Annotated in this window: 2 protein-coding genes; both read left to right on the forward strand. The window is 43.6% G+C overall.

From position 1 onward, the window contains the following. Window positions 1-178: 178 nt before the first annotated feature. On the forward strand, window positions 179-1,345 hold the full coding sequence (locus ADM50_RS04110) for an SIS domain-containing protein (protein ID WP_049484628.1): 1,167 nt from the start codon (window positions 179-181) through the stop codon (window positions 1,343-1,345). Between the two features lie 10 nt (window positions 1,346-1,355). After that, window positions 1,356-2,132: tagatose-bisphosphate aldolase (lacD, locus tag ADM50_RS04115; protein WP_049484629.1), on the forward strand; the 777-nt coding region annotated here is incomplete at its 3' end.

Raw genomic sequence — 2,132 nt, forward strand, 5'->3', positions numbered from 1 at the left:
GTACTCAAGTACAGCCTGCGGCTAGCTTCCTAGTTTGCTCTTTGATTTTCATTGAGTATACGATGTGACAACGTGAAAATCGTTAGAACAGCTTGTATAAAATATACATGGGAATGGGAGTCACTCCCATTCCCATATTTTCAATAGGAATGAAACAATAATAGATTAGAGGAACTCTATGCTAAATTACACAAAAGAAGAATTACTTGAACTGGGTGCAGAAATCACGACTCGTGAAATCTACCAACAGCCTGATGTATGGAAAGAAGCTTTTGAAACCTATCAAGCGAAACGGGAAGAAATTGCAGTCTTTCTGCAAGGTATCGCTGATAAACATGACTATATCAAGGTTATCTTGACGGGTGCTGGTACTTCTGCTTATGTGGGAGATACCTTGGTACCATACTTTAAGGAAGTCTATGACGAACGCAAATGGAATTTCAATGCCATTGCGACAACTGATATTGTTGCCAATCCAAAAACTTATTTGAAAAAAGATGTGGCGACTGTCCTTGTATCCTTTGCTCGTAGTGGGAATTCGCCTGAAAGTGTGGCGACGGTTGATTTGGCTAAGGCCTTGGTGGATGACCTCTATCAAGTGACCATTACATGTGCAGCAGAAGGGAAATTGGCTCTTCAGGCTCATGGCGATGACCGCAATCTTTTGCTCTTGCAACCAGCTGCTTCTAATGACGCTGGATTTGCCATGACTTCTAGCTTTACGTCTATGATGCTAACAGCTCTCTTGGTTTTTGATCCTACAGAATTTGCTGTGAAAACTGAACGTTTTGAAGTTGTGTCTAGCCTTGCCCGCAAAGTTCTAGACAATGCAGCAGATGTTAAAGAGCTGGTTGACCTTGACTTTAACCGCGTTATCTACCTGGGCGCTGGTCCTTTCTTTGGACTTGCTCATGAAGCTCAGCTCAAGATTTTGGAATTAACAGCTGGTCAAGTGGCGACCATGTATGAAAGCCCAGTTGGCTTCCGTCACGGTCCAAAATCATTGATCAACGAAGATACAGTTGTTTTGGTATTTGGTACAACGACAGACTACACTCGCAAGTACGATTTGGACTTGGTTCGTGAAGTGGCTGGTGACCAGATTGCTCGTCGTGTTGTGCTCTTGAGTGATCAAGCCTTTGGTCTTGAAAATGTCAAAGAAGTGGCCCTTGGCTGTGGTGGTGTCTTGAACGATATTTACCGTGTCTTCCCTTACATCGTATATGCCCAACTCTTTGCCCTTTTGACTTCGCTCAAGGTAGAAAATAAACCAGATACGCCGTCTCCTACTGGTACCGTAAACCGTGTGGTGCAAGGTGTGATCATTCATGAATATCAAAAATAAGGAAGTGTCTATGAGTAAATTACAATTAAGTCCCAATAAAGTAGCTTGCTTGCAAAAACTCTCTGACGAGAACGGCATTATCTCAGCTCTTGCCTTTGACCAACGTGGTGCTTTGAAACGCCTCATGGCTCAATACCAAGCAGAAGAGCCAACAGTGGCTCAAATGGAAGAACTCAAAGTATTGGTAGCAGATGAATTGACTAAATACGCATCCTCTATGCTTCTTGACCCAGAGTATGGTCTTCCAGCTACAAAAGCGCTTGATGCCAATGCTGGTCTTCTCCTTGCTTATGAGAAAACGGGTTATGACACAACTAGCACTAAACGCTTGCCTGACTGCTTGGATGTTTGGTCTGCCAAACGTATCAAGGAACAAGGCGCTGATGCTGTCAAATTCTTGCTTTACTACGATGTAGACAGCTCTGACGAACTCAACCAACAAAAACAAGCTTACATCGAACGCATCGGTTCTGAGTGTGTGGCGGAAGACATTCCGTTCTTCCTTGAAATCCTCGCTTACGATGAAAAAATAGCTGATGCAGGTTCTGCAGAATACGCCAAAGTAAAACCACACAAGGTTATCGGTGCTATGAAGGTCTTCTCAGACCCACGCTTTAACATCGACGTTTTGAAAGTGGAAGTTCCAGTAAACGTCAAATACGTTGAAGGCTTTGGCGATGGTGAAATCGTGCATACTCGTGAAGAAGCGGCAGCTTTCTTCAAAGCGCAAGACGAAGCAACAAATCTTCCATACATCTACTTGAGTGCAGGTGTATCAGCTAAACTC

The organism is Streptococcus oralis, from assembly GCF_001075675.1.
GTDB classification, from domain to species: domain Bacteria; phylum Bacillota; class Bacilli; order Lactobacillales; family Streptococcaceae; genus Streptococcus; species Streptococcus oralis_V.

Coding starts and splice junctions, on each gene's coding strand:
- ADM50_RS04110 (WP_049484628.1), top strand. CDS start 179: ATGCTAAATTACACAAAAGAAGAATTACTTGAACTGGGTGCAGAAATC.